A 6,344-nucleotide genomic window follows, 5' to 3' on the forward strand; every position below is an offset into this window, starting at 1 on the left:
CAGGGCGACCCGAAACCGGATCGCCCGCCGGATGTCCCGCCGCTCAGCGGTTCGCGCTTCCCGCCGCTCAGCGGTTCGCGCCGGGAACCCACAACACGTCGGACTGGCCGTTGTCATTGGCGACCCGTGCCGCGACGAAGAACCAGTCGCTCAGCCGATTCAGATAGGTGACCGCATCCGAGTTGACCGACTCCTGCGCCGCCAGTTCCACGGTCAGCCGTTCGGCACGCCGTGCCACGGTGCGGCAGACATGCAGATGCGCGGCCAGCGCCGAACCTCCGGGCAGTATGAAACTGCGCAGCGGCGACAGATCCGCGTTCATCGCGTCGATCTCGGCCTCCAGCCGCGCCACCTGCGCTGCCGCCATACGCAGCGGCGGATATTCCGCCTGCGCGTCCTTTTCCATCTCGGGGCGGCACAGGTCGGCCCCAAGGTCGAACAGGTCGTTCTGGATCCGCGACAGGGCCGTTTCCACGTCGCCACTGGCCGCCAGCCGCGCTACCCCGACAAAGGAGTTCAACTCGTCCACCGTCCCATAGGCCGCAACCCGGTCCGAATACTTGGCCACCCGCTCGCCATTCCCCAGAGCGGTCTGCCCCTTGTCGCCGGTCCGCGTGTAGATCTTGTTTAGGACAACCATGGCTCAGAAGATCCCCCCGCTCAGATAGACATAAAGAACGATCAGCAGGACCGCGATGAACTGGAACAGCAGCCGCAACTGCATCATCTTGTTGCCGTACTTGGCGTTGAACGCGCCACCCTTGGCAAATCCGCCAAGCCCGATGACCAGGACGACGACGACCGAAGTCATCGCCATCAGGAGCACGATCATCAACAGGTCCATGCTGTGCCTCGCTTGTGTTATCTTTCCGTTGCCCCTCATCTAGCCGGGTACGCCGGAAAAGCGAACCGGTTTTTCGGTTCAGACCCGCCCCAGCACAAAGTCGCTCAGCCGGGTGGGCAGGATCCGCCGCAGGAAACCGGCGATATGGGTCGGCGTGGTGACATAATAGCGCGGTGCCGGTCGTCGCGCCTCCAGCGCCCGGATCAGCTTGGCCGTCACCGCCGAAGGCGGCAGTTCGAACCGGTCCGGCCCGCGATCCTCGTAGAGCCGTTTCAGCAGGCTTCCCTCGTATTTTTCCCGCAGGGCGGAGTTCTGCCAGTCGATGAACCGCTCGAAATGCGGGATTGCCTTTTCCCTGAGCTTTGACGTGATCGGCCCTGGTTCTATCAGCACCACGTGAATGCCGGTGTCCTTCAGCTCCAGCCGCAGTGTGTCGCTGAGCCCTTCCAGAGCGAACTTGGTCGCCGTGTAGGCGCCCCTCCATGGATAGGCCACCAGCCCCAGAACCGACGAGCATTGCACGATCCGCCCGTGCCCCTGGGCCCGCATCACAGGGATCACCTGCCGGGTAAGCTCGTGCCAGCCGAAGAAGTTCGTCTCGAAGATGTGCCGCAATCCTTCGGTCGGCACGTCCTCGACCGCTCCGGGCATGCCAAATGCGCCGTTGTTGAACAGGGCATCCAGTGTGCCGCCGGTGGCGGCCAGAACCTCGGCCAGCCCGGCAGCAATGGTTTCGGCATCGGCATAGTCGATCAGCGGGCTTTCGAACCCCTGTGCGCGCAACCGGTCACAATCGCGCTGTTGCCGGCAGGATGCAAAAACCCGCCAGCCCTGCGCGCGCAGCCCATGCGCCGCCGCCAGACCGATGCCCGACGAACAGCCGGTGATGAGAATGGATTTCGCCATGATGGATGACCGCACTGCCCCGATGTTGGTTCAGTGCTAGGGCGTGAACCACTTCACGGCAATGGCCCCGGTGCCTCAGTCCGACTTTTTGCTGATGAGTGACGCTGCGATCCAGCCAATCTGTTGTTCCGGCAACACGCGCAGCCGCAACCACCCGGTGCTGCTGTCATCGAGCACCTCGACCGCGTGGCCGATGGTCAGACGCGCGATCACCGGATAGATCGTGCCCGGCCCATCGCGCATGTTGACACGCGCCACCGTCACCTCGCGCAGATCGGGGCCAGGGGGGGCTATTGCCCTGGTCCCGGGCTGTTCATCCTGCGGTCCGGGTTCGGTCGGTTCCACCCGGAACGACAATGCACCCTGTTCCAGCGAGGCCAGCGTTATCGTCTGGCCCGGGTCGGTTTCGAACAGCGAGAGTCCCTTGCCCAGGCTCGCACGGCTCCGGGCCAGGGCGGCCAGCCGCTCTTCCGATGTCAACGCGCTCGGAGCGACCGTCTCTTCTTGCCGCGTCGGTTCGGGCTTGTAAGGGGTCAGCTTGACCTTCGCCACCAAGGCTGCCGGCTCGGACTTTACCAGGGGAACGGCAGATTTCTGCGGGGTCTCGGCAACACGTTCAGATTTTGGCGCCCGTACGCCCCGAGGTTCGAAATCCGCACCCCCGCTGAGTTCCCAGAAAGCCCAGCCGAGAAACAGGAAAGAAATGATAACAAAGCGCATGACAAGCGCCTCCTCGAACCTAAGCGAACTGAAATTCAATGACTGAAACGGGCCGCAGACGGGCTGGCTCGATCCTAGCATATTCACCGGCTCGAGTCCAAAAAGGGGCGATCTCGCCGGGTTTTCCCAGCCACAGCCCAGAAACCCGGACTTGTCCCCAGCAAATTCCGCGCCTGTTGCTTTACCCGAAACGACAGAGCGCGTATCACATCATCTATGAGCGAAACGATCGACGACCCCAACATGAAGGAAGACAGCGGCGGGCACGAGGTGGCCGAACCGCTGCGCCGCGCCATTGGCGAACGCTATCTGACCTATGCGCTGAGCACGATCATGCACCGTGCGCTGCCCGACGCGCGCGACGGTCTGAAGCCGGTGCACCGCCGGATTCTCTATGCCATGCGCGAATTGCGACTCAGTTCCTCGGGGGGCTTCCGCAAATCGGCCAAGATCTCGGGCGACGTGATGGGCAACTATCACCCGCACGGCGATGCCGCGATCTATGACGCGATGGCGCGCCTGGCGCAGGACTTCAACGTCCGCTACCCGCTGGTCGACGGGCAGGGCAACTTCGGCAATATCGACGGCGACAACCCGGCCGCCAGCCGGTATACCGAGGCGCGGATGACCATCGTCGCCGAGGCGCTGCTTGATGGCCTGAACGAGGACGCCGTCGATTTCCGCGACAACTATGACGGCACGCTGACCGAACCGGTGGTGCTGCCGGCGCAATTCCCCAACCTGCTGGCCAACGGCGCCAGCGGCATCGCGGTGGGCATGGCCACCAACATCCCGCCCCACAACATCGCCGAGCTCTGCGACGCCTGCCTGCATCTGATCAAGACGCCCGATGCGCGCGACGACACGCTCTTGAATTATGTGCCCGGCCCCGATTTCCCCACCGGCGGCATTATTGTTGAACCGGCCGAAAGCATCGCCCAGGCTTATCGCACCGGGCGTGGCAGCTTCCGCCTGCGCTGTAAATACGAGGTTGAGGATCTCGGCCGCGGCCAGTGGCAGATCGTGGTCACCGAGATCCCCTATCAGGTCCAGAAATCGAAGCTGATCGAAAAGCTGGCCGAGGTCATCCAGACCAAGAAGGTGCCGATCCTCGCCGATGTGCGCGACGAAAGCGCCGATGACATCCGGGTGGTGCTGGAGCCGCGCACCAAGAACGTGGATCCCGAGGTGCTGATGGGCATGCTCTACCGCAACTCGGATCTCGAGGTGCGGTTCAGCCTGAACATGAACGTGCTGATCGACGGGGTCACGCCCAAGGTCTGCTCGATGAAGGAGGTGCTGCGCGCCTTCCTCGACCACCGGCAAGAGGTGCTCTTGCGCCGCTCGCGTCACCGGCTGGGCAAGATCGACCATCGGCTCGAGGTTCTCGAAGGGTTCATCATCGCCTTCCTCAACCTTGACCGGGTGATCGACATCATCCGCTACGACGAGGACCCCAAGGCCGCGCTGATGCGCGAGGAATGGGGCATCGACCACCGCCGCGCGCTCAGCGAGGCCGATTATGTCTCGCCGGCGCCGGGCGATGGCGAACTCAGCGAGGTGCAGGCCGAGGCGATCCTCAACATGCGCCTGCGCAGCTTGCGCAGGCTCGAGGAAATGGAGCTGATTCGCGAACGCGACGCCCTGATGGAGGAACGCGCCGGGATCGAAGATCTGCTGGCCGATCCCGCCCTGCAATGGGCCCGCATCGCCGAACAGCTGAAGGAGACGAAAAAGACCTTTGGCAAGGAGTATTCCGGCGGTGCCCGCCGGACCCGCTTTGCCGAGGCGGGCGAAGTCGAGGATGTGCCGCTCGAGGCTATGATCGAGCGCGAACCGATCACCGTGGTCTGTTCGCAGATGGGCTGGATCCGCGCCATGACCGGCCATATCGACCTGGCCCGCGAACTGAAGTTCAAGGATGGCGACGGGCCGCGCTTCATCTTCCACGCCGAAACCACCGACAAGCTGCTGGTCTTTGCCTCCAACGGGCGATTCTACACGCTGGGCGCCGCCAACCTGCCTGGTGGGCGCGGCATGGGTGAGCCGCTGCGCCTGATGGTCGATCTGCCCAACGAGGCCGAGATCGTCGACATCCTGATCCACCGCCCCGGCCGCAAGCTAATCGTCGCCTCGAACGCGGGCAATGGGTTCCTCGTGCCCGAAGAGGATGTGCTGGCCCAGACCCGCACCGGCAAGCAGGTGCTGAACGTCGGCCCTGACGAACGCGCGCTGATCTGCCATCCGGTCCGGGGCGACCATGTGGCGGTCGTGTCGCAGAATGGCAAGTTCCTGGTCTTTCCCATCGCCGAACTGCCCGAAATGGGCCGTGGTAAGGGGGTGCGTCTGCAAAAGTACAACATGGCGCGCGGCCGCCAGGGCACGCTCGAACTCGACGGCGGCCTTTCGGACGTGACCACGTTCAACTGGGACGAGGGGCTGAAATGGTCGATGGGCGGCGACAAGACCCGTCACGAGACCGATCTTGGCCAGTGGCTGTCCAAACGGGCAAGCGTAGGCAAGAAACCGCCGTACGGCTTCCCGCGCAGCTACCGGTTCACGTGATCAAGAGCGTGTGATAGGCGAATTCTCGGCAATGCGGCTTGGCATTGGCGGCATCACTGCGCTACATCCCCCAAAACCCGAGGACAGCCGAGACCTGCTCATGATCCGTATACTTGCCCTGTTGACCGGGATGGCCCTGCTGGCCGCCTGCACCGCCGCAACCCCCGAGGAACCGCTCGAGGATCTCGGCGAATTCAAGCTGGGCCACTACGTGGTCTTTGCCGGCAAGGCGCAAAAGGGTCCGATCTCGCGTGATGCCAAACCCGAGGAATGGGAGGCGGCGCTGAAAGCGGCCGTGGGCGAACGGTTCACCCAATACAATGGGACGCAGTTCTATCATCTCGGCATCAGCGTCGAGGGTTACATGCTGGCCCCACCGGGGGTGCCGGTGGTCTACAGCCCGAAATCGGCGCTGATCATCAATGTCACGGTCTGGGACGATGCAACCCAGAGCAAGCTGAATCCCGAGGTCGAACAATTCACCGTCTTCGAGACAACCACCGGCGAATCCTGGCTTATGGGATCGGGCAATGCCCGCACCAGAGAAGAGCAGTTTCTGGGTCTGTCACGCAACGCTGTGGGCCAGATCGAAGACTGGCTCGTCAAGATGCAGAAGGAAAATGGCTGGTTCAACAAGCGGCCCGGGGCCGAGACCGCGCCTGACGCCACGACCGGGCTGCTCAAACCGCTGGAAGACTGACAATCCGACAGGATTGGCTTGATTTTCTTCGTTGAACCAAATATCCCGCGCGCGCAGATGTAACCCGGGACCAAGGGTCCCCCAAACCGCAAAAGGGCGCCTGAGGAATGGCAAAGGAAAAGTTCGCGCGTACGAAACCGCACGTCAACATTGGCACGATTGGGCACGTTGACCACGGCAAGACCACGCTGACCGCAGCAATCACCAAGTATTTTGGTGACTTCAAAGCCTATGACGCGATTGACTCGGCACCCGAGGAGAAGGCGCGCGGGATCACGATCTCGACGGCGCATGTCGAATACGAGACCGAAGCACGCCACTATGCCCACGTGGACTGCCCCGGCCACGCCGACTACGTGAAGAACATGATCACCGGTGCGGCGCAGATGGACGGCGCGATCCTGGTTGTGAACGCGGCTGACGGCCCGATGCCGCAGACCCGCGAGCACATCCTGCTGGCGCGTCAGGTCGGCGTTCCGGCGCTGGTCGTGTACATGAACAAGGTCGACCAGGTCGACGACGAAGAGCTGCTGGAACTGGTCGAGATGGAAGTGCGCGAGCTTCTGAGCTCGTACGACTTCCCCGGCGACGACATTCCGATCGTCAAGG

7 protein-coding genes are annotated in these 6,344 nt (G+C 63.1%); 3 read left to right on the forward strand and 4 right to left on the reverse strand.

Annotated features, from left to right (window positions below):
* Window positions 1–67 precede the first annotated feature (67 nt).
* The 4 genes from BLT75_RS19165 to BLT75_RS19180 form a co-directional block, all read right to left on the reverse strand.
* Window positions 68–640: a cob(I)yrinic acid a,c-diamide adenosyltransferase gene (locus BLT75_RS19165; protein ID WP_093035690.1), complete on the reverse strand. Its 573-nt coding sequence runs from the start codon at window positions 638–640 to the stop codon at window positions 68–70.
* 3 nt (window positions 641–643) lie between these two features.
* Window positions 644–844: a twin transmembrane helix small protein gene (locus tag BLT75_RS19170; protein WP_093035766.1), complete on the reverse strand. Its 201-nt coding sequence runs from the start codon at window positions 842–844 to the stop codon at window positions 644–646.
* A 78-nt stretch (window positions 845–922) separates the two neighbouring features.
* Window positions 923–1,750: an SDR family NAD(P)-dependent oxidoreductase gene (locus BLT75_RS19175; protein ID WP_093035693.1), complete on the reverse strand. Its 828-nt coding sequence runs from the start codon at window positions 1,748–1,750 to the stop codon at window positions 923–925.
* Window positions 1,751–1,825: 75 nt separating this feature from the next.
* A complete protein-coding gene (locus tag BLT75_RS19180; protein WP_176828135.1) occupies window positions 1,826–2,470 on the reverse strand; it encodes an SH3 domain-containing protein in 645 nt (214 codons plus the stop codon).
* A gap of 216 nt (window positions 2,471–2,686) precedes the next feature.
* Between BLT75_RS19180 and BLT75_RS19185 the strand changes: the two genes are divergently transcribed.
* The 3 genes from BLT75_RS19185 to BLT75_RS19195 form a co-directional block, all read left to right on the forward strand.
* Window positions 2,687–5,035 carry a DNA topoisomerase IV subunit A gene (locus tag BLT75_RS19185; RefSeq protein ID WP_093035699.1) on the forward strand — a complete coding sequence of 783 codons (2,349 nt, stop codon included), beginning with the start codon at window positions 2,687–2,689 and terminating at the stop codon, window positions 5,033–5,035.
* 100 nt (window positions 5,036–5,135) lie between these two features.
* On the forward strand, window positions 5,136–5,735 hold the full coding sequence (locus BLT75_RS19190; RefSeq protein ID WP_093035770.1) for a hypothetical protein: 600 nt from the start codon (window positions 5,136–5,138) through the stop codon (window positions 5,733–5,735).
* Window positions 5,736–5,842: 107 nt separating this feature from the next.
* A partial coding sequence (locus BLT75_RS19195; protein ID WP_143028594.1) for a GTP-binding protein occupies window positions 5,843–6,344 on the forward strand: 502 nt, incomplete at its 3' end.

The organism is Ruegeria marina, from assembly GCF_900101475.1.
Classification (GTDB): domain Bacteria; phylum Pseudomonadota; class Alphaproteobacteria; order Rhodobacterales; family Rhodobacteraceae; genus Ruegeria_B; species Ruegeria_B marina.